Annotated in this window: 25 protein-coding genes; 10 read left to right on the forward strand and 15 right to left on the reverse strand. The window is 61.5% G+C overall.

Annotation, left to right across the window (positions count from 1 at the left end):
- Positions 1-12 precede the first annotated feature (12 nt).
- Both ACK8OE_RS14295 and ACK8OE_RS14300 read right to left on the reverse strand, forming a co-directional pair.
- Positions 13-402: a hypothetical protein gene (locus ACK8OE_RS14295; protein WP_290795624.1), complete on the reverse strand. Its 390-nt coding sequence runs from the start codon at positions 400-402 to the stop codon at positions 13-15.
- A 124-nt stretch (positions 403-526) separates the two neighbouring features.
- Positions 527-856 carry a DUF1491 family protein gene (locus ACK8OE_RS14300; RefSeq protein ID WP_298329099.1) on the reverse strand — a complete coding sequence of 110 codons (330 nt, stop codon included), beginning with the start codon at positions 854-856 and terminating at the stop codon, positions 527-529.
- Positions 857-928: 72 nt separating this feature from the next.
- Here ACK8OE_RS14300 and ACK8OE_RS14305 point away from each other — a divergent pair, with 72 nt between their 5' ends.
- Positions 929-1,858 (forward strand): hypothetical protein, encoded by a 930-nt coding sequence (locus ACK8OE_RS14305; RefSeq protein ID WP_410273076.1) that lies wholly within the window; start codon positions 929-931, stop codon positions 1,856-1,858.
- A 3-nt stretch (positions 1,859-1,861) separates the two neighbouring features.
- Here the strand turns inward: ACK8OE_RS14305 and ACK8OE_RS14310 are convergent, their stop codons facing one another.
- A complete protein-coding gene (locus tag ACK8OE_RS14310; protein ID WP_410273077.1) occupies positions 1,862-3,670 on the reverse strand; it encodes a sensor histidine kinase in 1,809 nt (602 codons plus the stop codon).
- 173 nt (positions 3,671-3,843) lie between these two features.
- Between ACK8OE_RS14310 and ACK8OE_RS14315 the strand changes: the two genes are divergently transcribed.
- Both ACK8OE_RS14315 and ACK8OE_RS14320 read left to right on the forward strand, forming a co-directional pair.
- Positions 3,844-4,587 (forward strand): sensor histidine kinase, encoded by a 744-nt coding sequence (locus ACK8OE_RS14315; protein WP_410273078.1) that lies wholly within the window; start codon positions 3,844-3,846, stop codon positions 4,585-4,587.
- Positions 4,588-4,754: 167 nt separating this feature from the next.
- Positions 4,755-5,168: a SufE family protein gene (locus ACK8OE_RS14320; protein ID WP_290795634.1), complete on the forward strand. Its 414-nt coding sequence runs from the start codon at positions 4,755-4,757 to the stop codon at positions 5,166-5,168.
- A gap of 142 nt (positions 5,169-5,310) precedes the next feature.
- On the opposite strand, the gene ACK8OE_RS14325 is transcribed toward ACK8OE_RS14320, so the two are convergent.
- The 6 genes from ACK8OE_RS14325 to cysK all read right to left on the reverse strand — a co-directional run bounded on the left by ACK8OE_RS14325 (position 5,311) and on the right by cysK (position 10,189).
- The gene (locus ACK8OE_RS14325) at positions 5,311-5,682 is read right to left on the reverse strand and encodes a hypothetical protein (protein ID WP_126422676.1); all 372 of its coding nucleotides are present in this window, start codon (positions 5,680-5,682) and stop codon (positions 5,311-5,313) included.
- 142 nt (positions 5,683-5,824) lie between these two features.
- The gene (locus ACK8OE_RS14330) at positions 5,825-6,382 is read right to left on the reverse strand and encodes a hypothetical protein (protein ID WP_410273079.1); all 558 of its coding nucleotides are present in this window, start codon (positions 6,380-6,382) and stop codon (positions 5,825-5,827) included.
- A complete protein-coding gene (locus ACK8OE_RS14335) occupies positions 6,382-6,759 on the reverse strand; it encodes a helix-turn-helix domain-containing protein (protein ID WP_410273080.1) in 378 nt (125 codons plus the stop codon). Before ACK8OE_RS14335 ends, ACK8OE_RS14330 begins: the two co-directional genes overlap by 1 nt.
- Positions 6,760-6,984: 225 nt before the next feature.
- Positions 6,985-7,491: a PAS domain-containing protein gene (locus ACK8OE_RS14340; RefSeq protein WP_410273081.1), complete on the reverse strand. Its 507-nt coding sequence runs from the start codon at positions 7,489-7,491 to the stop codon at positions 6,985-6,987.
- A 336-nt stretch (positions 7,492-7,827) separates the two neighbouring features.
- Positions 7,828-9,102, reverse strand: a complete 1,275-nt coding sequence (locus ACK8OE_RS14345) for a DUF2336 domain-containing protein (protein WP_410273082.1) — start codon at positions 9,100-9,102, stop codon at positions 7,828-7,830.
- A gap of 100 nt (positions 9,103-9,202) precedes the next feature.
- A complete protein-coding gene (cysK, locus tag ACK8OE_RS14350; RefSeq protein WP_410273083.1) occupies positions 9,203-10,189 on the reverse strand; it encodes a cysteine synthase A in 987 nt (328 codons plus the stop codon).
- A 271-nt stretch (positions 10,190-10,460) separates the two neighbouring features.
- Here cysK and chpT point away from each other — a divergent pair, with 271 nt between their 5' ends.
- The 6 genes from chpT (at position 10,461) to ACK8OE_RS14380 (ending at position 16,649) form a co-directional block, all read left to right on the forward strand.
- Complete coding sequence (chpT, locus tag ACK8OE_RS14355; protein WP_410273084.1) at positions 10,461-11,165, forward strand: histidine phosphotransferase ChpT; 705 nt, start codon at positions 10,461-10,463, stop codon at positions 11,163-11,165.
- A 126-nt stretch (positions 11,166-11,291) separates the two neighbouring features.
- Positions 11,292-13,688 (forward strand): chemotaxis protein CheA, encoded by a 2,397-nt coding sequence (locus tag ACK8OE_RS14360; RefSeq protein WP_410273085.1) that lies wholly within the window; start codon positions 11,292-11,294, stop codon positions 13,686-13,688.
- A gap of 8 nt (positions 13,689-13,696) precedes the next feature.
- On the forward strand, positions 13,697-14,140 hold the full coding sequence (locus ACK8OE_RS14365) for a chemotaxis protein CheW (RefSeq protein WP_013478136.1): 444 nt from the start codon (positions 13,697-13,699) through the stop codon (positions 14,138-14,140).
- 75 nt (positions 14,141-14,215) lie between these two features.
- On the forward strand, positions 14,216-14,581 hold the full coding sequence (locus ACK8OE_RS14370; protein WP_013478135.1) for a PleD family two-component system response regulator: 366 nt from the start codon (positions 14,216-14,218) through the stop codon (positions 14,579-14,581).
- 14 nt (positions 14,582-14,595) lie between these two features.
- Complete coding sequence (locus ACK8OE_RS14375; RefSeq protein ID WP_410273086.1) at positions 14,596-15,810, forward strand: chemotaxis response regulator protein-glutamate methylesterase; 1,215 nt, start codon at positions 14,596-14,598, stop codon at positions 15,808-15,810.
- The gene (locus ACK8OE_RS14380) at positions 15,807-16,649 is read left to right on the forward strand and encodes a CheR family methyltransferase (protein ID WP_298327032.1); all 843 of its coding nucleotides are present in this window, start codon (positions 15,807-15,809) and stop codon (positions 16,647-16,649) included. Before ACK8OE_RS14375 ends, ACK8OE_RS14380 begins: the two co-directional genes overlap by 4 nt.
- A 68-nt stretch (positions 16,650-16,717) precedes the next feature.
- Here ACK8OE_RS14380 and ACK8OE_RS14385 read toward each other — a convergent pair whose 3' ends face one another.
- Positions 16,718-17,059 carry an ArsR/SmtB family transcription factor gene (locus ACK8OE_RS14385; protein WP_410273087.1) on the reverse strand — a complete coding sequence of 114 codons (342 nt, stop codon included), beginning with the start codon at positions 17,057-17,059 and terminating at the stop codon, positions 16,718-16,720.
- A 288-nt stretch (positions 17,060-17,347) separates the two neighbouring features.
- A complete protein-coding gene (locus ACK8OE_RS14390; RefSeq protein WP_410273088.1) occupies positions 17,348-17,860 on the reverse strand; it encodes an arsenate reductase ArsC in 513 nt (170 codons plus the stop codon).
- A gap of 182 nt (positions 17,861-18,042) precedes the next feature.
- Between ACK8OE_RS14390 and ACK8OE_RS14395 the strand changes: the two genes are divergently transcribed.
- The gene (locus ACK8OE_RS14395) at positions 18,043-18,432 is read left to right on the forward strand and encodes an MliC family protein (RefSeq protein ID WP_410273089.1); all 390 of its coding nucleotides are present in this window, start codon (positions 18,043-18,045) and stop codon (positions 18,430-18,432) included.
- 15 nt (positions 18,433-18,447) lie between these two features.
- Here the strand turns inward: ACK8OE_RS14395 and ACK8OE_RS14400 are convergent, their stop codons facing one another.
- The 4 genes from ACK8OE_RS14400 to ACK8OE_RS14415 all read right to left on the reverse strand — a co-directional run bounded on the left by ACK8OE_RS14400 (position 18,448) and on the right by ACK8OE_RS14415 (position 23,590).
- Positions 18,448-18,870 carry a hypothetical protein gene (locus ACK8OE_RS14400; RefSeq protein ID WP_410273090.1) on the reverse strand — a complete coding sequence of 141 codons (423 nt, stop codon included), beginning with the start codon at positions 18,868-18,870 and terminating at the stop codon, positions 18,448-18,450.
- A 96-nt stretch (positions 18,871-18,966) separates the two neighbouring features.
- On the reverse strand, positions 18,967-19,668 hold the full coding sequence (gene ctrA, locus ACK8OE_RS14405) for a response regulator transcription factor CtrA (protein WP_013478129.1): 702 nt from the start codon (positions 19,666-19,668) through the stop codon (positions 18,967-18,969).
- 506 nt (positions 19,669-20,174) lie between these two features.
- Positions 20,175-22,013 carry an autotransporter domain-containing protein gene (locus tag ACK8OE_RS14410; RefSeq protein ID WP_410273091.1) on the reverse strand — a complete coding sequence of 613 codons (1,839 nt, stop codon included), beginning with the start codon at positions 22,011-22,013 and terminating at the stop codon, positions 20,175-20,177.
- A 161-nt stretch (positions 22,014-22,174) separates the two neighbouring features.
- Positions 22,175-23,590: a glycoside hydrolase family 28 protein gene (locus tag ACK8OE_RS14415; RefSeq protein WP_410273092.1), complete on the reverse strand. Its 1,416-nt coding sequence runs from the start codon at positions 23,588-23,590 to the stop codon at positions 22,175-22,177.
- Positions 23,591-23,594: the final 4 nt, after the last annotated feature.

Below are 23,594 nucleotides of genomic sequence, written 5' to 3' on the forward strand. Positions count from 1 at the left end.
AAGACCTCGATTTTATGCGGCGTGGCGGTGCCAGACGGCCCCATCCACCTTCGCCGCATCCAGTTGTCCGATGACCTGCTGCTGATACATCATGCCCAGCGCCATTTCATTGAGCGCCTTGAAATCCGCCAGCACGTCGGCGGCCTGACCGCGACCCGCTTGATCGAGAAACTGCGCCGCGTTGACGTGCGGCATTTTGAGATGCAGCAGATAGCACAGACGGCGGGCGCGTTCCGGGTTGTAGCGGTGGGCCTGCGGGTTTTCGGCAAACATCTCCTTGCCCAGTTGGGCGATGTAGTCGATCGACAGCGCCTCGAAGCGCTGCGCATCCAGCGGATGCATCATGCGCGAGGGGTCAAGATCGAAGACGACATCGTTGAGGAGAAAATGCAAGGCGATCACCTTTATGAACTACTTTTATTTCTGTCGCGATGTTATCGCGGAAAACCGCTGACACTTTTCCGCACATCGCTTCAGGGTGATCATCCTGACACAGAGGGTTTGAAATCCCGTTTAGGAACAGGGTTTACAAAAGCTGAATAGACTCGGTGAGGAAATGCCGCCCCTCGGTATCCTCGATTTCGACGACCCACAGATCGGAGTCAAAGCGGCGCTCGCGCTCTATATAGGACTCAATGGCCTCAGGATCGTGTGAGGTGATGGGCTTCATCCACTTCACCTCGTCCCCGGCGGTGACCTGACGCAGGATATAGGTTTCGCGTTCGCGCAGGTGGGTGATTTTGAGGATCACCGCACCGGCGCGCGCATCGCCTTTTTTCAGCACATAGGCAAAGGCCCCGCCCTGCTCGGCGCGTCGGATCAGGGCCGATACCCAAAGGTCGGTCGGCAGTAACATGCGGTTTACCCTGTTTGCTCACCGGGACTTAAACACGTTCGTCTATAGTCGGCCTGCGAAGGGATGTCGAACGTGAAGCGCTGCAAAATACTGGCCTCGGCCCTGGCTCTGATGCTGACCGCCACTACGGCGGCCGCTGAGCCCGTGTCTCTGGAGACCCTGACCCGTCGTCAGTTCATCAGCAGCGCCAATGCGCGCTGTAACTGGTTCGACGGTCCCACCCTGCTGGCGCTGAAGGCCGGGCTGCTGCAAAACCGCAATGCGGCGCTCAATCACGGCGTTGCCCCGGCCACCGTCTATGCCACGATCGACCACGCCCGCGCCGCCGCCGCCCGCGCCGATTGCCGCAACCCGGCGCTGGTGCAGGAGGTCGAAACCCTGCGCGGCGCCTATCGCGGCTTTGTGGCGCAAAACCGCCTGACGCTGCGCGGGCTGCGCAGCGAATGGCTGGCTGACCGCACCGAACAGAGCCTGTCGAAATGGCGTCTGGTGCAGTATCAGCAGACCGGTGACGTTGCCATGGGCTTTGGCCTCTATGGCACGCTGAAAGGCCAGACGCTCAGTGTGATGGCCCAATTCAGCGGCGAGACGCCCTATGCGGCGCGGCTGATCGTGCGCGATCCGGCCCGCCGTTCCGGCCTGATCAACCGTGACCCTCTGGCCGTGTCAGCGCAGATACCGAAGGGCATGAGCCCGTTTGATCTGAGCTTTAGCGCCTCCGGCCGTCGTAACACGCAGATCGCGCTGAAGAACGCGCCGCGCGTCAATCTGGCCGGGTTCACGGTCGATGGAAAATTCGCCGGTCACGCGGAAAAGCGCGACACCCTGCGCTTTGATTTTCCGATGAGCGCCACGGTCGCCATCGGCAAGCTCGACCCGCGCGAAGACATTGTGGTGGCCTTCGACTTCAACAGCGGCACGCAATATGCGCGCTTCGAAGCCGGGGATTTCGTGCCGGGTCTGGTCTTCGCCACCCTGCCCTCGCCGTATGGGGTGAAGTAGAGATTACGACTTCGAGGGACGGATCACAAAGTCGCTGCCGGTCAGGTCAGGCGGCGTGTAGAGGCGATCTTCCAGCGGCTTGGGCGTTTCCGTCGAAAGGGCCACCAGCGTCTCAGTGTCCGGTGCGCCAGGCGGGCTGAGCGGCAGTTCCGGCTGATCGGAATTGACCGCCACCGGCAGCAGCAGGCTGACGCTCGTCCCCACCCCCAGCTCGCTTTCGATCGTCATGCGCCCGCGGTGCAGCCCGGCCAAGGCCTGCACCAGTGACAGACCCAGCCCCGTCCCCATAGCCCGCTGTTCCATCGGCCCGGATTGCTCATAGGGCTTGCCCAGCCGCTTGAGGTCTTCGGGCGCGATGCCGACCCCGGTGTCGGTAATCTGGATGTCGATACTGTCCTGACCGGTTTCGCTGAGCATCAGGGTAACCGTGCCGCCCTGCGGCGTGAACTTGACGGCATTGGACAAAAGGTTGAGGCACATCTGCTTGATAGCGCGCTTGTCGGCTGTAACCTCAAGCGGCGTCGGCGGCAGGACCGACTTCACCGTCACGCCCTTCTCGTGCGCCGTGGCCAGTATCAGGCGCAGCGCCGCCGATACGGGTTCGCGCGCATCGAAGCGTTCCAGCGACAGCTCGTAACGGCTGGCCTCGATCTTTGACATGTCGAGCACGTCGTTGACCAGATCGAGCACGTGCTGCCCCGACTCCCAGATCAGTTGCGAGTATTCGGCGTATTTACCGGTCAGGGGGCCGAACATCTGCTGACGCATGATGTCGGAAAAGCCGATGACGGCGTTGAGGGGCGTGCGCAGTTCGTGGCTCATCCCGGCCAGAAACCGCGACTTGCCCTCATTGAGCGCCTGCGCTTCCTGACGCGCCGTTTCCAGCTCGTCCTCGCGCGCGTGTTGCAGCGAGGCGTCGGACAGGACGCCGTAGAGCTTGCCATCCGCCCCGCGCCGCAGGCTGAGGCGAATGAAGTGATCCAGCGCGGCGTGCGGCATGAAGCCCGCTTCGGCGCGGCCCGTCTCCTGCGCCGCCTCCAGCGCCTGCATCAGGCCCAGACGGTGCGGAACGTGGGCGCAGGTGATCAGGCCGTGCTTCATCAGAAGCGCCATATCGAGCCCCGGCGGCGTCTCGCCATAGGCCGACAGAAGACGCCCCTCTCCATCGACGCTGATGATCAGGTGCGGCTGTTCGCTGAGGACCGTCAGAAAGCGCGTGCGGTCGTGTTCGACGCCGCGCACCGCCTCGGTACGCACGCGCAGCGCCGGCAAAAGCGACAGGCCGAGCCCCGTCACCAGCGTGATCACCGCCACCGAAGACAGCCAGAAACTTTCGACAATATCCGGCAGGGGGAACAGACGCATCAGCGAAAACAGGATGGCAAACAGGGTCACCGCCACCGACAGGGCCGCCCCCAGCAGGATCAGCCGCCGCTGATTGAGCGCCACAGCCGCCGCCATCGGGGCGGCTACCCACGGTGCCAGCGGCCCCAGCACGCCGCCCGAAAGCCCCAGCGCCGCCAGACAGGCCAGGGCCCACACCCAGACGAGCATCTGCCGCGTACGGAAATCATCCCGGCTAAGCAGGAAGACGCTGCACACACCCGGCAGGGCCGCCGCCGCCAGCGCCGCCAACACATTGACCGAGGCCGGCAGGAAGATCAGATAGATCATGGAGGCCAGACTGACCGCCGACCAGCCGAGATGCCACGCAATGACGCCCAACCGCACACGACTGCGCGGCGTGGCCATGGCCCCGGTGGGTGATCTCAGTTCCTGAAGATAGGATTTCAGCGGCACGTTTTTACTCACGGATACGTGTGCCATCCTAACCAACTGCCGCCAAAAGAGAAAGGCTATCCCCCGCCAAGCGAGAAAAGACCAAAGAAAAGTCGTCTTTCGCCCCGGAAACCTCTGCTTAAGACGTTAACTGTACGATTCAGCCCAAAGTTTCATTCCTCTCCTTCCTGTTGCGGCGCACGCTTATGGACAAACAACCGGCGGCCCTTACCCCGTCTGCCTGCCCCCCGCCGGAAAGCGACTTCGGCAAGCGTGCCTTTATGCGCATGGTCAGCCACGAACTGCGCACCCCGCTCAACTCGATCATCGGCTTTGCCGAGGTGCTGACGCACGAGCTTTACGGACCTCTGGGCGCGCCGCAATATACAGAATATGCCGGGATTATCCGCGACAGCGGCAAGAAATTGCTCAGCCTGTTCAATGACGTGCTGGAGCTGGTGCGGCTGGAAAGCGAGCCCAACCTGCTGCGTCCGGAGATCAAAACCCTGCCGCCGCATATCCATGACGCGGCGCGCCGTCACGCCGCCTGCGCCAGGGCCCGCGGCGTCAATATCCTGCCTGGCCTGACCGATGCCGAACTGAGCGCGCGCTTTGACCCGCGCGGCCTTGGCCTGTGTCTCGATCACCTGATCGGCAATGCCATCGACTTCACGCCCGAAGGCCGCGATGTCGAAATCACCGCCCGCCCGGACGGCGAGTTTGTCGATATCGCTGTCTTCAATCCGGGCAAGGCGCCTGACCCCGCCGATATCCCGCGCCTGATGCGGCCGTTCGAGCAGGGGGCCAGCGATTACAACCGCAGCCGCGAAGGTGCGGGGCTCGGCTGGTCGATCGTCAAACTGGCCTCAGAAGCGATGGGCGGCAGCTTTTCGGTACAATCCGACCCGCGCAACGGGCTGAAAGCCACGGTGCGACTGAAGCGACGCTGAGTTTTCGGTTTGGACGCTTTTTTTGACGCGCATTTGCATCCGAAAACCGTTTCACACTTTTGGCTTCGCCGAACTTCGTTTCGGAATGCGCTTTTTTTGACGCGCATTTGCATCCGAAAACCGTTTCACACTTTTCGGAATGCGCTTTGGCGCGCTATAGCCACGCCATGACCGATACATTCGACGCCCGCCTGAGCGATCTGCTCGAAGAATTCGACCTCTTCGACGACTGGGAAGACCGCTATCGCTATATTATCGACCTGGGAAAAACGCTCGCCCCGCTCAGCGAGGCCGAGCGCAACGAGGTGACGCGCGTGCGCGGTTGCGCCTCACAGGTGTGGCTGATGATGGATGAGGCCGGCGACGGGGTTTTGCGCTTTCGCGGCGATTCCGATGCCCATATCGTCAAGGGGCTGATCGCCATTCTGGTGCGGTTGCTGAACGGCCTGCCGCGCGCCGAGGTGCGCGACTTTTCAATCCGCGACACCCTGACCCGTCTGGGGCTGGATGAGGCCCTGTCGTCGCAGCGCACCAATGGCCTGATCTCGATGGTCGAACGCCTGAAACAGGCGGCGGCCTGATACCAAGGGTCATGGAGAATGACCCTCGGTATTCCATTCGAGAATGTCTCATGTCGCTGATACATATGAGACATTCTCGTTTCTTCAACGGCCGGATGCGGTCAGCATCTTCGGCCGTTGGTATGAGTCTGTCTGGAAACGGTTAGGCCCGCATACGGATATCGGCTTCGATATCGCGCAGGCGGCGGGCGCGGCGTTGGGCGATCATGCCCATGCTGCCGATGACCGACAGGGCGGCGCAGAACAGGCCGAACTGAATGAGCCCTTCCGGGCGGAAGCCATAGGCGGTACCAGATGTCAGATAGCCGTACAGCAGGGCCACCGTGCCGGGCAAGGTGCCGATGGCCACACCGACCGCGCCCCATACATACTCGGTCACGTATTCGCGCCGCACTTCGCACAAGGCGTCCAGTTCTTCGTTCGACACCACATGGCGCAGCGGCTTGTCCAGCGTGTTACGCGGCGGATTTTTGAGCGGAGTCACCGTGGTGGGGGTGGCCTTGTCTTCAGACATAATGTGTCCTTTTCCCGAACTGTGGATATATCCTCTGCGCAGGACTTACGAAGGTCAACCGGGCAATCGCGGTTTTTGTTAACAGTGTATTATCCATGCTATAGTTTTCGGTATTTTCGTTTCATAGCGGGACATGACTGGGTTAACCGCCGATACGATAATAACCAGACAGGCGAGTAAAGGCCTCCGTCAATGCTTCGGGACCACAGGCCGCCTTCGACAAAGGCCAGTCTTCCAGCCCCACCCGACGCGCCGGCCCGGCCAGATCACCCAGCACAGCAGCCGCCTCTTCGCAGCGCCTGCGCGCCTGAAGACGATAGAGCGGCAGGTCACTGGACGTGGTAGAGCGCCCCCCGCCACCAAAGCGGCTCCAGTCCTGAGTCAGGCGATCAGCAGCATAGGCGGTGGCGTGATCGCGCCGCCACTGATCCAGCGCCAGCAACTGAAGGCGGTCAAAATAGCCCTCGCGGATCAGGCCACTGAGGTCATCCGGCGGCGGCATCAGGCTCAGCCGCCCGTCGGCATGGCGGGTCAGCGGCCCCAGCGCCTGAACGGCGCGCAGGTCGGCGGCACTCAGCCGGTCCACGGCGCGCCTTCGCCCGTCCGCAGTCAGGCGCAGTTCGTAACCGCCCGCCACGGGCTTCAGGTGCGCCCCCGGCGCTTTCAGCCGCTCGCGCAGGGCTTCGGGCGTACCGCGCATCAGGCGGCCCTCCGGCGCGGCAGGGCCAGACCGGAGGGCATGTCCAGCAGACAGGCCTCCAGCCGCTCGATCTGCTCGTCCCGCAGGCGGTTGTCGCGCAAATCCTCGATGCGACGGCAGGCGTGGCCGACCGTCGTGCGGTCACGGCCAAAAGCCGCGCCAATGCGATAGAGCGGCCATTGCCAGGCCACCGAGATCAGGTACATGCACAACTGCCGGGCCCGCGATGTGCGCGCATCCTTGCGGTCCATGGCGCGGATATCACTGAGCGGCACGCCGGTTACCACCGACACCAGCCCCATCACATAGTCGGCCTGTGTCAGGTCCGCCTGCGCCTCGGCGGCGATTTCCGCCTCTGTCTGCACCCTCCGTTTCATAGCGATCCCCTTTCACGAGACTCAAATGTTGCCAATTTGTTCTCATGTTAAGCGAAGCGGATATTGAGAGGATAGTTTTCCTATTTCAAGTGAAAATATGGGCAATTAAGCCTATTTTTCGCTCTTAAGTAGGGGGATAGAGGGCCAGATGACGACGGCAAAACCCCCGCGGGCAGAGGCGATTCGTCTCCGGCACTAAAGTCAAAAATCGCGATGACAAAAAAATCAGGCGGCGCGGATGCCGCTGGGGCCGATCAGTTCCGGCTGGCCGATCAGGGCGTCGTGGCCCAGAATCATATCGACATTGACCCCGTCCGAGGCCAGAGGCAGACGCAGCCAGAACAGGCTCAGCGATTTTGAACCGCGCCACGCCATCGAATGGAGACCGACACCGGGTTTGCGTGTACGCACCACAAAGGTGAGTTCTTCGGCCCAGTAGCGGGCTTCTTCGGGGCCATAGATGTCGGTGAACGACTTGCCCGTGATCTCCATACCATAGGCCGTGTAGAGGTCGGTGCCGGCCAGCCGCTGACGGAAACGCTCAGGTTCATTCGCCGGATCATCGGCCAGCACATCAATCAGGGAAATGGTCGGCAACAGCTTGCGCACACTGCACGGATCAATGTCGGCGCGCGACGGCAGGCGTCCGGGGCGGCGCAGGCTCTTCCAGTAACGGAAGACCTCTTCGTGCATGCGCAAAGCGCTCAGCATTTCCGCTGCCATGCCCGTCATAATCGCCTGAAACCTTGCCCCGTATACGAATCACTGACCTTCACCTTCTCTTAATCAGTGATTCCTTGGCAAGCAAAAAAGGGTTAACCAGAGATTTAAACCCGGTTAAGGCCGCCGCCTATCCACAGATGCGGGCTTAAGGATACGGCCCGCAGGATTTAGACTCCTTTTGTTCTCATCACGCTGTGCGGTTTGTGACAAAATGCCGCTCGTATCTGTATATGAGGTCAATAAAGCCGCAAAATCTCACATTCTGAGCCGTCTGGTACTTTGACGAGTCTTGAGCCGCGGGTCGCGTGAGGCGATTCTATATTTATCGCCAGCCTGATTTCGGGGCTACCGCTTCAGGTCCTGCGCGAAGGCCAGCATGGCGGCGCGTTGCGGTACGGACAGGGCGTCTATTTCCATCGACTCCCCTTGCGACAGGGCGCGGATCATCATCGGCGTCAGGGCCGAAGAGAGCGACCAGTTCCAGTAGCGCAGCACCGTCTGCGCCCGATCCACAGCCAGGGTGTCATAGACAACCAGCACCCGCTCAAGGTCCGGATGCACCTCCCCGTCCTTTTGCCCCGGACGGCGCAAAGCCCGCCACAGATTGCGCAGATCGGCCTTTTTCAGCCCCGTTGCCTTGCACAGCACGGCCAGCGCCTCACCGCCACCATCCCGCAGGATCTTGGCCCCGGTCGAAGGCTTGATACCGGACAGGTAAGAGATTTCCTCGGCCGTGTGCCGCGTCATGCCGCTGCGCGCGGCCTCGGCAATGGCGGCCTCCAGACTGGCGAACGGGCTTTTTTTCAGGGCCTCGCGGTTGCGCTGACGGCGCTCGATAAATTGCAGGGCCTTGCGCGCCAGCGGGTCGCCCCACTTTTCTTTCGCAGCCATAGCGAATACGTCACCAGCGGAATCCTGCATGACTTCGCGGTTGACGGCAAACCGGCTCAGGATGACGCGACGCACATCGGCATCGGCCCACCAGAACATCACATAGGCCGAACTAGGGCGCAGTTCCAGACGCCGGATCAGATGCGGCACCAGTCGTGGCGCGTCCTGACTGAGCGACACCGCCACCTCAATGGCGCCCTGCGACAGGGTGGAGGTGCGGTTCTTTAACAACTGCTCGACCGTGTCGATATCGCCGGTGTCGGTCAGGGCTTCGGCCACCACAGGCCCAATATATTTACGCGCCGCCAGAAGGCGACAGTGGGTCGGCGTACCGCGGCGAACGCAATAGAGCAGATCGGTTTCGGCCAGCGAGTCGCAATCCTCGATCAGGAAGCGGGCGATCTCCGGCTCATCGGTAATTAGCAGACGCACCAAGGTGTGCGGCACTTCGCTCAGCTTGCTCAGACGGCGCGCCACGCGCAGGCGCTCGCCCTTTTGCGCTTCGCGCAGCATTTCGACCAGCAGGTCGGCGGTCACGGCGCGCTCAAAGGCATTGACCCGCGTTTCCGGCAGACAGACCACGTCAGCGAGCCGTTTCAGCAGGGTCTGACGCGCCGGAAAGACCTGTTCGGGGGCCTCATCGGCACGCGCACCCACCGCGATAAGGCCGTCATCAACGGACATTTCGTCTTCTGGGCTCAGGGCTTGCGAGTCAGGCGGCGTGCTCATGGCAAGCACTATGCCTAGCGAGATATTAAAAGAGGTTAAAGCCGACCCCGAACACCACCATAGGAAGCCGCTCCCCTGTGATCAGAGGAGCGGCGTGATTTTACAGTCCGTCGAAGAGAGCGGTCGAGAGGTAACGCTCGGCAAACGACGGGATGATGACCACGATGGTCTTGCCCGCATAGGCGTCCTGCGCCGCCAGACGGAAGGCGGCCTTGAGCGCCGCACCCGACGAAATGCCGACCGGCAGACCTTCGAGCTGCGCCGCCTGACGCGCGGTAGCGAAGGCGTCGTCGTTCGACACCTTCTCGACCTTGTCGATGACGCCCTTGTCCAGAATGCCCGGCACAAAGCCCGCGCCGATGCCCTGAATCTTGTGCGGCCCCGGCTCACCGCCCGACAGGACTGGTGAGGCTTCGGGCTCAACCGCGACGACTTCGACCGAAGCCTTCTTTTCTTTCAGCACCTGACCGATGCCGGTGATCGAGCCGCCCGTGCCGACGCCGGAAATCAGCACATCGACCGCGCCGTCCGTATCATTCCAGATTTCCTCGGCCGTCGAAATGCGGTGGATTTGCGGGTTGGCGGCGTTTTCAAACTGCTGCGGCATGACCGCACCCGGCGTGGCGGCGACCAGTTCCTGCGCGCGGTTGACGGCCCCGCGCATCCCCTTTTCCGCCGGGGTCAGCTCAAGGCGCGCCCCCAGCAGCGCCAGCATCTTGCGGCGCTCCAGCGACATGGATTCCGGCATGACGAGGATAAGTTCATAGCCCTTTTGCGCAGCGACAAAGGCCAGAGCGATCCCGGTATTGCCTGAGGTCGGCTCGATGATAACGCCGCCGGGCTTCAGTTGCCCCGTCGCTTCCAGCGCTTCGATCATGGCCACACCGATGCGGTCCTTGACCGAGGCCAGCGGGTTGAAGAATTCCAGCTTGGCCAGAACCGTCGCCCTGGCCCCGTATTCGGCCGACAGACGCGGCAGCTTGACCAGCGGCGTATCGCCGATGGTGTCGAGAATGGATTCAAACACCTTGCCGCGGCCTTTGCGGGCATAGCGCGGGGCCGTCGATTGCGGTTGCGTGTCGGGCATGGGAAACCTCCGTAACGGTTTTTAGAAATAAGGCGTGGCGTCCCGCATGGGCTGACCGGCGCAGTGAGCGGGCACGTAATCCAAAGTGTCCAGCCCTACAGAAGATGGGATCGCCTGACCAGTGGCGCGAGGTCGCACCGCCTTTCGTCATGCGAATTTTATGGATTATAGCCGCAAGGGTGTTTCCTGATAAGGCAAATCACCTCACACATGGCGCGATCAGAACTAAACTGCCTGAAACCCCGATCCCAACGCAGAGACTTTAAAGACCATGGATGACCTTTCGCTTACGACGCCTGAACAGGGTTCCGAAACCGAAACTCCGGCAAAGGTCGCGGCCCTGCCCAATCCGCACGAACTGGCGACGCAACTGGTGGCCAAGCTGTGCCACGACTTTATCTCGCCGACCGGGGCCATTATATCGGGCCTTGACCTGCTCAGCGATCCGTCGGCGCAGGACATGCGCGACGATGCCGTCAACCTGATCCAGACCTCGGCGACCAAGCTGGTCACGCTGGTGCATTTCGCTCGCGTAGCCTTCGGGGCCGCGACCTCGGCCGAAGCCTTTTCGGCCAAGGAGCTGAACAAGACCCTGTCCGACGTCTTTTCGACCATGCGCGCCACGCTCGATTTCGACGTGGCCGATGAGGTCGTGTTCGAAAAGCCGGCAGCCCGTGCCCTGATGAATCTTGGCTATATTGCCGGTAACGCCTTGCCGACCGGGGGCACGGCGACCCTTCGTCGCGAAGAGACGGATGAGGCCATTACTTTGACGGCGCAATCCAATGGCCCGCGCGCGCGCCTCAAACCCGAAGCGGTCGAGGGCCTGAACGGTCAGCCCCTGTCGGACGGCCTGAGCGGGCAATGGATACAGCCCTTCTGGCTGCACAGCGTCGTGCAGGAGGCCGGCGGCACGCTTGCGGTCACTCTGGAGCCCGATTCACTCGGCATTAAGATCGTTCTACCAAAAAAATAACAAAGTTCACGTTTCCAGCCCGTTCTGCAAACACTCCTTTAACCAAACCATCTGATGATGGGCGGTCAAAGGTCCGACCCACGCCCTCATTTCAGGGTCGGCCATAGTGTTCTGACGGGGTGTAAAGTGGACGATCTGATTGCGGAATTCCTGACCGAGACGGCCGAAAGCCTTGAGGTGGTCGATAGTGAACTGGTCAAGTTCGAGGCCAACCCCAACGAACGAAAGACGCTCGATAATATCTTCCGGCTGGTGCACACCATTAAGGGCACCTGCGGCTTCCTGGGGCTGGGTCGCCTCGAAGCCGTGGCCCACGCCGGTGAAACCCTGCTCGGTCGCTTCCGCGATGGCAAGCTGGAGGTCACGCCGACGGCGGTGACGCTGGTTCTGCACTCCATCGACCGCATCAAGCTGATCCTCAATGGTCTGGAACAGACGGGCAATGAGCCCGACGGCGACGATGATGACCTGATTTCGCAACTGGAGGCCATGGCCGAAGGTCGCGAAGTGGCCATCGAGACCGTTCAGCCGGTTCAGGTCCCCGACCGTCCGATCAATGCCGATGTCCCCGAAGTCGTCATCGCCGAAGTGAAGCCGGAGCTGGAACGCCCTCTGCGTCCGGGCGAAGTGTCGCTCGACGAACTGGAAGCCGCCTTCCTCGCCGCCGAAGCCCCCGACTGGATGAGCGATCCGGAGCCGGAGCCCGTGGCCGAAGTCAAGGCCGAAGCCCCGAAGCCCGAACCCAAGCCTGAACCCAAGGTCGAAGCGCCCGCCGCTGTGGCCCCGAAGGCTGAACCCATCGAGGCGGCGTCCGGTGCGCTGGCGGCAGCGCTCGGTGATGAAAACGGCGGTATCGCCACCACCCAGTCGATCCGCGTGTCGGTCGATGTGCTGGAAGGCCTGATGACGCTGGTGTCGGAAATGGTTCTGACCCGCAACCAGCTTCTGCAAATCTCGCGTAACCGCGAAGACTCGGCCTTCGCTACCCCGCTGCAACGCCTGTCCACCCTGACCGGCGAATTGCAGGACAGCGTGATGAAGACCCGCATGCAGCCCATCGGCGCGGCGTGGAAGAAGCTGCCCCGTCTGGTGCGCGACCTTTCGCACGAACTGGGCAAGAAGATCGACCTGATCATGGAAGGCGAAGGCACGGAACTGGACCGTCAGGTTCTGGAACTGATCCGCGACCCGCTGACCCACATGGTGCGCAACTCGGCCGACCACGGCCTGGAACCCACCGAAGAACGCATTGCGCTGGGCAAGCCGGCCAATGGTCAGGTGAAACTGGCGGCCTTCCACGAAGGTGGCTACATCGTCATCCGCATTTCGGACAATGGTCGCGGCCTGAACACCGCCCGCATCCGAGAAAAGATCGTCGAAAAGGGTCTGGCGACCCGTGCCGAAGTGGACGGCATGAGCGATCAGCAGATCCACCGCTACATCTTCGCGCCGGGCTTCTCGACGGCGGCCAAGGTCACCAACCTGTCGGGTCGCGGCGTCGGCATGGACGTGGTGCGCACCAATATCGAACAGATCGGCGGTCAGATCGACCTCAACTCGATCGCCGGTCAGGGCACGACCTTCACCATCAAAATTCCGCTGACGCTGGCCATCGTTTCGGCCCTGATCGTCGGTGCCGGTGGTCAGAAGTTCGCCGTGCCGCAAACCTCGGTCATGGAACTGGTCCGCACCGGCGCCAATGCCGAGCACAAGATCGAAAAGATCAACGACGCCCTCGTCCTGCGTCTGCGCGACAAGTTGCTGCCGCTGGTCCAGCTTGGGCCGACGCTGCAACTGGAAGCCGCCACCGAAGAAAACGCCACCTTCGTCATGGTCATTCAGGTCGGTGAGCGCCGCTACGGTCTGGTCGTCAATGACGTTCTGGACACCGAAGAAATCGTCGTCAAGCCGCTGGCCTCCATCCTGCGCGACGTGGACATCTTCTCCGGGGCGACCATTCTGGGCGACGGCTCGGTGGTGCTGATCCTTGATCCGAACGCCCTGTCCGAACGCGCCGGCAACATGCTGGAAGAAAAGGTTGAAGAGTCCGCCGAAGACGCCATCGCCGAAAGCGCACAGGGCCAGAAGGTGGCCATGCTTTTGTTCCGCGCCGGTGGCGGTGCCCCGAAGGCGGTCGAGCTGGAGCACATCACGCGCCTCGAACACATCGAAGCCGAAAAGATCGAGCGCATGGATGGCCGCGCCGCGCTGCAATACCGTGGCAAGCTGATGCCGATCCTCAACGTCGCCGATACCTACGGCTTCAAGGAGCAGGATATTCAGCCGCTGCTGGTCTTCACCGGCGAAGGCTATGCCATGGCTCTGGCCGTCGATGAGATCGTCGATGTGGTCGAAGACTTCCTCAATATCGAACTGTCGCCGGATCGTCCGGGCGTGCGCGGCACCGCCGTCATCACCGGTCGCGCCTGCGAAATCCTCGACGTTGATCACTACCTGCTGCGCGGTCTGGCCGAACACGCCCGCCGTCAGCCCGCCCAAGACCTTATCACCGAAGCTGCCTGAGGTTCATTATGAGTATCCGTGATTACGTGACCCTGCGTGTCGGTGGCCAGCTGTTTGGCGTCGATGCCGCCCGCGTCCATGACGTCTTCCATCCGCGCGGCCTGACGCCCGTGCCGCTGTCGCGCACCGAAATCGCCGGCGTGCTGAACCTGCGCGGCCGTATCGTCACCGCCGTCTGCGCCCGTCGCCGCCTGGGCCTGTCGCCGCGCCCGGCCGATGCGCCGGAACCGCTGGCCATCGGTCTCGAAGTGCATGGCGATTCCTACGGCCTCGTCATCGACTCGGTCGATGAGGTGCTGAAGCTGGATGACGAAAAGTTCCACGCCCCGCCGGGCAACCTGCCGCCGCGCTGGGCCGAAATTATCGTCGGCGTTTATCAATTGGAAAAGGAACTTCTGATAGTTCTGGACCCGCACACCCTTCTGGACGCCGCCCACCTCAAGGCCGCCTAAGGTTTGGTGCGCGATTGACTCCGAAAAGCGGTGCCCACTTTTCGGATTGCGCTTACGGGCTCAGGAAAAAGCGATATGAAAACCTGCCTCGTCGTCGATGACAGCCGCGTTATCCGCAAGGTGGCGCGTCGCATTCTGGAAAACCTCCAGTTTGAAGTGGCCGAGGCCAATGACGGCCTCGAAGCCCTCAACTACTGCAAGTCGTCCATGCCCAACGCCATCCTGCTCGACTGGAACATGCCGGTCATGGACGGCATCACCTTCCTGCGTCAGTTGCGCAAGGAAGAGGGTGGTACCGACCCCGTCGTGGTCTTCTGCACCACTGAAAACGATCTGGCCCACATCACCGAGGCCCTGACCGAAGGCGCTTCGGAATACATCATGAAGCCCTTCGACGGTGAAATCCTCGAAGCCAAGTTCACCGAAGTCGGCCTTATCTAAGGTATTCCCAGCGTATGTCGCTTAACCCCAATCCCTCGGTATCGCTGCGCCCCCTGCGGGTGATGATCGTTGATGACTCGGCGGTCGTGCGCGGCCTTGTCACCCGCTGGATCGAAGCGGAAAGCGACATGGTGCTCGTCGGCTCCGCCACGGACGGCCAGAAAGGCATCGACAAGCTCAAGGAACTTCAGCCCGACGTGCTGATCCTTGATATCGAGATGCCGAACATGAACGGCCTCGAAGCCCTGCCCAAGATGCTGGCGGCCAAGCCGGGCCTGAAAATCCTGATGGCCTCGACCCTGACGACCCGCGGGGCCTCGGTCACCATCCGCGCCCTTGAACTGGGGGCGGCCGACTATGTGCCCAAGCCCGACTCCGCCCGTATCGGCGGGGCAGACGGCTTCAAAAGCGAGCTTCTGACCAAGGTGCGCGCCCTGTGTGGTCGCACGCGCGCCTGGCCCAATGCCGCGGCCGCCGGTGCCGCAACCACGGCCCCAAGCGCCCCGGTTAACCTTAATACCCCCACCCCCGGTATCGTCGCGCCGATCCGCCGCATCGACCGCCCGGCCGGCTCACCGGCACCGGCAACGCCGAACGGCCACGTGGCCGCCGCACCGCGCGTGCGGACCATGACCGGCCCGCGCCGCTGTGATATCCTGCTGGTCGGTGCCTCCACGGGCGGCCCCCCGGCCCTGCGCAACTTCCTCGCGGGTCTTGGTCCCGACTGGCGCATCCCGGTGCTGATCGTTCAGCACATGCCCTCGACCTTTACCACCATCCTCGCCGAACACCTCGACAAGGCCCTGCCGCAGAACGTGGTCGAAGCGCAGGACGGTATGGGCCTCAAAGGCAGCCACATCTATATCGCGCCCGGCGATTTCCACATGACGCTGAAAGGCACGCCCGGTCAGCCGTCGCTTCGCCTCGATCAGTCGGCCCCCGTCAACTGGTGCCGCCCGGCGGTCGATCCTTTGTTTAAATCCGGCGCAGAACTGTACGGCAAGAACGTCGTCGCCGTCGTCCTGACCGGCATGGGCCACGATGGCCGCGACGGCGCGCGGGCTCTGGTCGATGTCAATGCCACCGTGATGGTTCAGGACGAAAAGTCGTCGGTCGTCTGGGGGATGCCCGGTGCCGTCGCCGAAGCCGGTCTGGCCGAATTTATAAAACCCATCGACGGTCTGGCGCAGACGTGCCGGGCCATCGCCAAAGGTGAGAGAATAATATGACCCCGGAAGATACCGAACACCTTGCCGCCCTGTTGAAGCAACGCTCCGGCCTGATCCTCGGCTCGGACAAGACCTATCTGATCGAAAGCCGTCTGGCCCCCGTGGCGCGCCGCGAAGGCTATGCCAATGTCGCCGCCCTGCTGACGGCCTTGCGCACCAAGCGTGACGAGAAACTGATCTATACCGTCACCGACGCGATGACGACGAACGAGACCTTTTTCTTCCGCGACAAGACGCCGTTCGATCAGTTCAAATCCGACGTCCTGCCGGCGCTGGCCAAGGCCCGCAGCGGCGACATCAAGATCTGGTGCGCCGCCTGCTCGACCGGTCAGGAGCCCTATTCCCTGGCTATGATGATGGAAGAGTCGCGCGCCCAGTTCCCGCGCGTCAATCTCGACATCCTGGCCACCGACATTTCCGAACGCTGCCTCGAAAAGGCGCAGGCCGGCCTCTATACCCAGTTTGAAGTGCAGCGCGGCCTGCCCATCCAGATGATGGTCAAGCATTTCGAGAAGATCGACGAAATGTGGCGCATCTCGCCCAAGATCCGTCAGGCCGTGCGCTACAAAAAGCTCAACCTGCTTGATGATCTGCGCTCCGTCGGTCGTCAGGACGTGATCTACTGCCGTAACGTGCTGATCTATTTCGATATCGAAACCAAGAAGCGCGTGCTGGAGCAGATGGCCACCCTGCTGGCCGATGACGGCTACCTCTTCCTCGGCGCGGCGGAAACCGTGCTGGGCATCACCGATGTCTTCAAGCCAATGGCGGGGATGCGCGGCCTCTATATCAAGAATCAGGCCGTGGGCGCCCAGCCGGTGCGCAAGTTCGGTAGCTGAGTTCAAACCCTTGACATGAAGAACCCCGCTGTGAAACCAGCGGGGTTTTTTGTTGCCTGTATTGACGATCAGGCGGTCTTTCTGGTGGCGGGTTCCGGAACCGTCAACTGGCTCCACGCCTCCGGCTTGCCCTGCGCGCAATCGTTCAGCAGATAGTCGGCCAGCCCCGACAGATGCGTCAGCTCCGCGCTGTAGATGATCGAGCGACCGCTGCGATAGGCCTTGAGCAGGCCCGCCCCCGTCAGAATGCTGAGGTGGGTCGAGGTGGTATTGGCAGGGGCCTTGATCGCGCGGGCAATCTCACCGGCGGGCATACCGGACGGACCTGCGCGCACAATGGTGCGAAAGGCTTCCAACCGGCCCGGATGGGCAAGGGCAAACAAGGCAACAACGGCATCATCCATTTCCATGCCAAAAACCATACATGAAAGCGATGTGGGTAAAAACCCCCGACGCGGGAATTTGCAAACGAATTCGCCGGGTTTTTCAGCCATTGAACGTAAGGAAGGCATAAAGAAAGGGCGGTTGCCGATGACAACCGCCCCAAGGTCAGGGAGAAACGTATAAAACAGGTATACCAAGGGTCATTGAAAATGACTCTTGGTATTCGGTTCGAGACTGTCTCATGTCGAGGGCACATATGAGACAGTCTCGAGTTTTCAACGGCCGGATGCGGTCAGCATCTTCGGCCGTTGGTATTAAGCGGCCAGACGGATATAGGCCTCGCCCATGCGCTCCAGCCGGTCCGGGGCGGCTTCACCGGCCAGAAAGGCCGGGCTCATCTGGCTCAGCGTTTCGATTCGCGAGCACAGTGCGCCGAACAGGTCGGCATAGGCGGTGGCGATCATGGCCGGGGAGCCCATCACATCTTCAGGATCGGGGAGGAACCAGTCGATCAGGCGCGGATTGCCCTTGAATTGCGGCAGGCGGCCCTTCGGCAGGTGGTGCGACAGGCGGAAAACGAAGTCGAGTTCAGGCGCATCCGCCGCCCCGAAGGCTTCGATCCCCTTGGGCACGAGGGTCTGAATATTGTAGTTGATGCGGTGCAACAGCGCGATGGCATAGGGGCTGATGGCCACGGCCGGCGTCACACCCGCCGAATAGGCCTCAAAGCGCCCGGCCCCCAGACGGTTGAGCAGGGCTTCGGCCAGAATGGAACGTGAGGAGTTACGCTCGGCCAGGAACAGAACATGGATCGGACGATGAAACATCTAGGCTCTCCCCGGCCCCACACCCCGGCGGCCGTCTGCAGGTGGGAGGAAAACGCCCTTCCCGAAACCACGTTATCAAAGCTTCATGAGTTTGCGGTTTACAGATACGGTTAAGAAAGTCCTGACAAAAAGAACCGGTAAACCTTATCGTGAGCTTATTTCGCAAGCCCCGGAAACGGGCTATGCTGTCGCCGACAAATGTGGAGGACCCTATGCGTCGCAGCCTGTCTATCGTCGCTCTTTCCGCGCTCGCCCTGACCCTGGCGGGCTGCGTGACCACCCCGACCGATAGCGGCATGGCCCCGCCACCCCCGCCTCCCCCGCCGCCGCCTGTGGTCGAAGCGCCAACGGGCGCGCTCTATACCTGTCAGGACGGGACGACCTTCCGCATCGCCTTCAGCGAAAAGGCGGCGACCGTGACGCTGAAAGACGGCACAAAACTGCACCTGCCGCAGCAGGTGGCGGCCTCTGGCATCTGGTATTCGTCGGGCAAGCACGATTTCCGCGGCAAAGGCCGCGACGCCACCTGGACCGTCGGCAAAAAGATGCCGACCCAGTGCGTGACGGATTAAGCGGTGGATTAATCCCTAGGGGGCCGACGCGAGAATATGCAGGCCTGACAATTCTCTGCCTACCAAAGACACATCGCCATAAGTGTAGCCTTCGATAGTGTCCAGATACCCCTCATCACCCCACAAAACAATGCCTATACCGTGTTCGACATCCGCAACGTCAAAGTGAGAACCTTGCTGGCGATAGGATAACGCTGGGCAGGATGAAGGCTCTATTTTCACCCGCGTGTAAAATCCCGCGCCAGTATTGATGCGGTCGATCACCTGCGCATGGCGTAATTGCTCGCGAAAAACATGCTCGTGAGACTCAAACTCGGAAGCCAGTTCCTGTAGCACATAAGATTCGAAAGGCGTGAAATCGGGAAACGGCCCTTCAAACGGCAGTTCCGACAGCGGGCCTGTCGCCCAGCCGGTTCTATCTGGATAGAGATTGCTCATGACATGAGTAATGAGCAAACAATAGCGACTATACAACAAAAAACGCCTGCCGTGAGAGGACGGCAGGCGTTTTTTGTGTAGTCTTGGCCGTGAGGCTCAGGCGGCGACGATGCCGCCCTGCTCTTGCGGGTCGCGCAGCACATAGCCACGGCCCCAGACGGTTTCGATATAGGAGTTGCCGTCATTGGCCACGGCCAGCTTCTTGCGCAGCTTGCAGATGAAGACGTCGATGATCTTCAGTTCCGGCTCGTCCATACCGCCATAGAGGTGGTTGAGGAACATTTCCTTGGTCAGCGTCGTGCCCTTGCGCAGGGACAGAAGCTCCAGCATCTCGTATTCCTTGCCGGTCAGGTGCACGCGGTTGCCCGCGACTTCGACCGTCTTGGCGTCGAGATTGACGATGATGTCGCCGGTCTTGATGACCGACTGGGCGTGGCCCTTGGAGCGACGCACCACCGCATGAATGCGGGCGATCAGCTCATCCTTGTGGAAGGGCTTGGTCATATAGTCGTCGGCACCGCCGCCGAGCGTCTTGACCTTGGTTTCGATTTCGGAGGTGCCCGACAGGATCATGACCGGGGTATTCACCTTGCCGACGCGCAGTTGACGCAGCACTTCGAGGCCGGACATGTCAGGCAGCGACAGGTCGAGCAGGATCAGGTCGTAATCGTAGATCTTACCCAGATCCACGCCTTCTTCGCCCAGGTCCGTCGTATAGACGTTGAAACCTTCGGATTTCAGCATCAGCTCAATGCTTTGAGCAGTCGCGCTGTCGTCTTCAATCAGCAGTACGCGCATGTAGCCCCTCCCGGCTATGGCAAACACAAAGGTGAAGGCGCGAACGCCCCCGATGGTGAGAATTGGAGGCTAGCCCGCAAATCCCTTAAGATTAGTTAAGCCTAACAAAATCTCAAAAAGGGGTACGCTGATTTGCGAATCGCTGACAAGAGTCGCGAGTCAAGAGGGGGGCTTTTCCCCAGGTCTTTTTTCATTCTTTTTTAAGAAAGAGTCTTTTTTCGCACACAGTCAGGGCGAAATGCGGCAAGGGGCGGATTTATACTTCTGATTTTCAAGATGTTTTTATACGCCTGAATGCGCGGCGACCTTTGCCGGCAAAGAAAACGGAGGCCTCCCGCTAGAAGCCTCCGTCTGTGTCCGCAAAATTTTTAAATGTCGGCTCATACCAAGGGGCATTGAAAATGACCCTTGGTATTCCATTCGAGACTGTCTCATGTCGCTGATACATATGAGACAGTCTCGTTTCTTCAACGGCCGGATGCGGTCAGCATCTTCGGCCGTTGGTATCAAAAGGCCTTGGTCAGGGCGATCAGGGCCGACTGGGTCTTGTGGTCATCCTTGCCGAAGCTGCCCGCATAGCGCGCGGTGACGCCAAAACCCATCACTTCGGTCGTCAGGCCCACCCCGGCGATGACACCTTCCGTGGGGCGTTCGCCCATCTCGCGGCTGAACGGCAGGGCGGTGTTATTGATCAACTGGCCTTTCAGCGGGTCCGTCTCACCGCTCAGCACGTCTTCATAGCCCAGCGAGCCCGTCAGGCGCGTCTTGTCGCTCAGGCGCGCCTGCGCCCGCAGTTCCAGCGCCCCGGACAGCGTCGACACCTTACGCCCGTCAAAGCTGACGGCCCCGACGGTGTAGTTTTCGTCAAAGCCGCGCATATGGCCGCTGACCCACGACAGGCGCGCCACCGGCGTCAGAGACAGCGCCCCCATATCGTGCCGCCAGCCGGTTTCGACCTGCGCCGAAGCCGACCACCCCTGCACTTTTTCCTGCTGGATGGTGACGGCGGCCAGCGTCGTCTGACGGCGATAGTCCTCAAACTCCTCATAGCCCATGCCCAGACCGAAGGTGACAAAGTGCGGGCCCTTATCCCATTTGGCTCCGGCATCGAAGCTGATCACCGTCGGCTTGGCGCTCAAAAGATAGCCCGTGGCGTCACCTTTCAGCAGGGTGACGCCCGCGCCAAAGGTAGTGGCTTCGCCGTGCCCGAACACCGTGCCGAAGCGCAGCCCCGTCAGGTCGTAATCATAGGCCTTGGTTTTCAAACCCACCGCCGTCGCACCGGGGGCCGATTGCAGGTTAACCGTGCGTTCCGATTGCGCCTGATCGCCGATCACTTCGACGAAGACGCCCTTTTGACCTTCATAGAGACGCTGATTGAAGCCCAGCATGGCGTTACGCCGTGCCGCATAGGACACATCAGCAAACAGGCTCACCCCCTCAGACAGGGTCGGCGTGTAGAGGTATTGCGTCGCCACAGCCGCCACGAGCTTATGCCCGGCGGCGGTCGGGTGCACCCCGTCCCAGAACAGGTAATTATTCTGCACGGAAGCCCCGCCGGTGACGCAGGCCGTGGTCGCCACGCAGCTTGAGGTCACATCGCTCAGCCCAAAGGCCGACGGATTGGCGATAATCAGCTTGAACGCCGTATTGATGTCCACCTGCACAATATTGGTGGTGGGGCGGTTGGCGGCGACGGTCTTCACCGCCGTGTTCAGCGCCGAATTGAAGGACGAACTGGAGAAACCGGCCAGATCCTGCGCCGTGGTGCCTTTGAACTGCGGCGTATTGTTGAGGTCCGGCAGGTTCAGCACCAGCACTGTGCCCGCACCGGCCCCGGCGATCGTATTGACCTGAGACGCGATATCGCCAGCCGCCGAAGTGGCAATGCTGCCCATCACGCCCGTCGCCGTCGAGGGGTTCGTCGCCGCAACCGGCAGGCCCTGAAACAGGTTGTTGGCCCCCGCCCACATCGTCACCACATCACGCGCCCCGAAGGTGCCGCCGCGCGCCTGATAGGCCTGAAGCTGCACCGCGGTGCCCGGCGGATTGGCCTGCGTATCGGTGCGCGCCCCGCCAAAGGCGAAGTTGACATTGCCGGTCAGCGCCCCTGTGGTCGTGTAGCCGTTCATCGTGCCGACCAGATATTCGACCCACACCTTGTCATTGGTGAAGCGGCGATTATACGGCGCCGGCGGCTGCGTCGCGCCCGCTACGGCATAGAGATTGCCAGAATCGCTCAGCGAGTCACCAAAGCTAATGACGCGATCATAGGTCTGGGCCGAGGCCGCCCCCGCCGACAAGGCAAGGAGGGAGGTCAGCGCGATAAGGCTGGTGCGTTTCATGTGAGGGTCCGCCCTGTACGGAGTTTATGTTATGCACAGGAGGGAATGCCCGTTTGGCGGGAATGACAAGTGTGACGCACCGTCAATTTATGACGTTTTGGCGACAATCGTCACAAAATTAACACACTGAATTTTTTGTATAATTTCGCACATGCGGAAAATTATCGCTTAAGCGAAACGGCGTGATACACGGTCTGGGGCCGCGCATCCGGGGTTTGCGTCGCCATCTTAAGCCCGGTTAGCTCAAGCCCGTCAACGTGCCGCGCCCACAGGCCCCAGGCGGGCGTGACCCCAAACATGGACGGCTCCGGATAGGCGCTCGGCAGGTCATCGACAAAGGGCGCGACCACCGCCGGGCTCAAACCGCCGCGATAGGTCAGGGCGACGTTTTGCAGCGTCACATTCTGAATGGGACTTTCGGGCAGGCCCATGATCAGGGCGCAATAGTCGGGCAGGATGTCGGTGGCCGTCAGGTTGCGGATGGTCACGTTACGGATGCCGCCGACCCTGGTGCCTTCCGGCCCGCGCAAGCGCGCGCCGACGCGCAGGAAGATCGGCGCCGTGGTGATCTCAGACAGGCTGAGGTCTTCGCACACCACGTCCTCGATGACGCCGCCATCGACCGTCTCCAGCGCCAGCCCGCGCGACCGCTCAAAGCGGCAATTGCGGATGCGGATGCGGCGGAAATCGCCATTGGATTCGGTGCCGATCTTGATGCGCCCGGTAACGCGGTCCTGATCCGGGGCGCGGTCCTGCGTGCGGCCATAGGTGCCGTCGAGCAGGGTCCCCAGATCATAGCCCGACACGGTGCAGTCTTCGATGGTGATGTCCTCGCAGGCCCGCGCCTCACCCAAGGCAAAGCTCGATTTCAGCACAATGGCGTCGTCATTGGGCGTATTGACGCGGCAACGACGGATGGTCACACGACGGCAGGCGTCGATATCCAGCCCATCGCGGTTGGTATCGAGGCTTAAGCCCTCGATCTCCATATCCTCGACCCCAGTGGCCAGCAGGGCGAAATGCCCGCCGTTCTTTATGGTGAAGTCTTTCAGCGTCACGTGGCGGCAGTTTTTCAGCGCAATGGCCTTGTTGCCCAGCCCCTGCATGGCCGAGACTTCGGGGGCCAGTTCGGCCATCACCTCCGCCGACAGGCCGCGCATGGACAGGGGAAATTCACCGGCCTGCTTTCGCCACTGAGAGCCCGGCCCTTCGCGGGTCAGGCCTTCGCCGTCGATCGTGCCCTCGCCGGTAATGGCGATGCGCTCCGCCCCTTCGGCCCAGATCAGGCTGTTGCGCCAATGCGAATGGCCGAAATCCTGATAGAGGTCAAAAGGGTTGTCTTCGGGCAGATCATAGTGCCCGCCATGCCGTGCCGGGTCGGCGGCGATCAGCACCGCGCCCTTATCCAGATGCAGGGTTACACCCGATTTGAGATTTAGCGAAAAACTGAGATACCGCCCGGCCGGAAACCGCACCACGCCGCCATTGACAGCCGCCGCATCAATCGCTGCCTGAATGGCAGAGGTATCCAGCGCCTCCCCCGTGACCGTGGCACCGAAATCTTTGACGGATAGCATGTGT

The organism is Asticcacaulis sp. W401b, assembly GCF_046503825.1.
Classification (GTDB): domain Bacteria; phylum Pseudomonadota; class Alphaproteobacteria; order Caulobacterales; family Caulobacteraceae; genus Asticcacaulis.

Bases quoted from the DNA above. Each gene is read 5' to 3' on its own strand.
- ACK8OE_RS14320 (WP_290795634.1), top strand. From the start codon at position 4,755: ATGACCGATACATTCGACGCCCGCCTGAGCGATCTGCTCGAAGAATTC.
- chpT (WP_410273084.1), top strand. From the start codon at position 10,461: ATGGATGACCTTTCGCTTACGACGCCTGAACAGGGTTCCGAAACCGAA.
- ACK8OE_RS14335 (WP_410273080.1), bottom strand. From the start codon at position 6,759: ATGAAACGGAGGGTGCAGACAGAGGCGGAAATCGCCGCCGAGGCGCAG.
- ACK8OE_RS14325 (WP_126422676.1), bottom strand. From the start codon at position 5,682: ATGTCTGAAGACAAGGCCACCCCCACCACGGTGACTCCGCTCAAAAAT.
- ACK8OE_RS14375 (WP_410273086.1), top strand. From the start codon at position 14,596: ATGTCGCTTAACCCCAATCCCTCGGTATCGCTGCGCCCCCTGCGGGTG.
- ACK8OE_RS14390 (WP_410273088.1), bottom strand. From the start codon at position 17,860: ATGTTTCATCGTCCGATCCATGTTCTGTTCCTGGCCGAGCGTAACTCC.
- ACK8OE_RS14365 (WP_013478136.1), top strand. From the start codon at position 13,697: ATGAGTATCCGTGATTACGTGACCCTGCGTGTCGGTGGCCAGCTGTTT.
- ACK8OE_RS14300 (WP_298329099.1), bottom strand. From the start codon at position 856: ATGTTACTGCCGACCGACCTTTGGGTATCGGCCCTGATCCGACGCGCC.
- ACK8OE_RS14415 (WP_410273092.1), bottom strand. From the start codon at position 23,590: ATGCTATCCGTCAAAGATTTCGGTGCCACGGTCACGGGGGAGGCGCTG.
- ACK8OE_RS14330 (WP_410273079.1), bottom strand. From the start codon at position 6,382: ATGCGCGGTACGCCCGAAGCCCTGCGCGAGCGGCTGAAAGCGCCGGGG.
- ACK8OE_RS14380 (WP_298327032.1), top strand. From the start codon at position 15,807: ATGACCCCGGAAGATACCGAACACCTTGCCGCCCTGTTGAAGCAACGC.
- ACK8OE_RS14400 (WP_410273090.1), bottom strand. From the start codon at position 18,870: ATGAGCAATCTCTATCCAGATAGAACCGGCTGGGCGACAGGCCCGCTG.
- ACK8OE_RS14410 (WP_410273091.1), bottom strand. From the start codon at position 22,013: ATGAAACGCACCAGCCTTATCGCGCTGACCTCCCTCCTTGCCTTGTCG.
- ACK8OE_RS14345 (WP_410273082.1), bottom strand. From the start codon at position 9,102: ATGAGCACGCCGCCTGACTCGCAAGCCCTGAGCCCAGAAGACGAAATG.
- ACK8OE_RS14395 (WP_410273089.1), top strand. From the start codon at position 18,043: ATGCTGTCGCCGACAAATGTGGAGGACCCTATGCGTCGCAGCCTGTCT.
- ACK8OE_RS14385 (WP_410273087.1), bottom strand. From the start codon at position 17,059: ATGGAAATGGATGATGCCGTTGTTGCCTTGTTTGCCCTTGCCCATCCG.
- cysK (WP_410273083.1), bottom strand. From the start codon at position 10,189: ATGCCCGACACGCAACCGCAATCGACGGCCCCGCGCTATGCCCGCAAA.
- ctrA (WP_013478129.1), bottom strand. From the start codon at position 19,668: ATGCGCGTACTGCTGATTGAAGACGACAGCGCGACTGCTCAAAGCATT.
- ACK8OE_RS14315 (WP_410273078.1), top strand. From the start codon at position 3,844: ATGGACAAACAACCGGCGGCCCTTACCCCGTCTGCCTGCCCCCCGCCG.
- ACK8OE_RS14370 (WP_013478135.1), top strand. From the start codon at position 14,216: ATGAAAACCTGCCTCGTCGTCGATGACAGCCGCGTTATCCGCAAGGTG.
- ACK8OE_RS14340 (WP_410273081.1), bottom strand. From the start codon at position 7,491: ATGACGGGCATGGCAGCGGAAATGCTGAGCGCTTTGCGCATGCACGAA.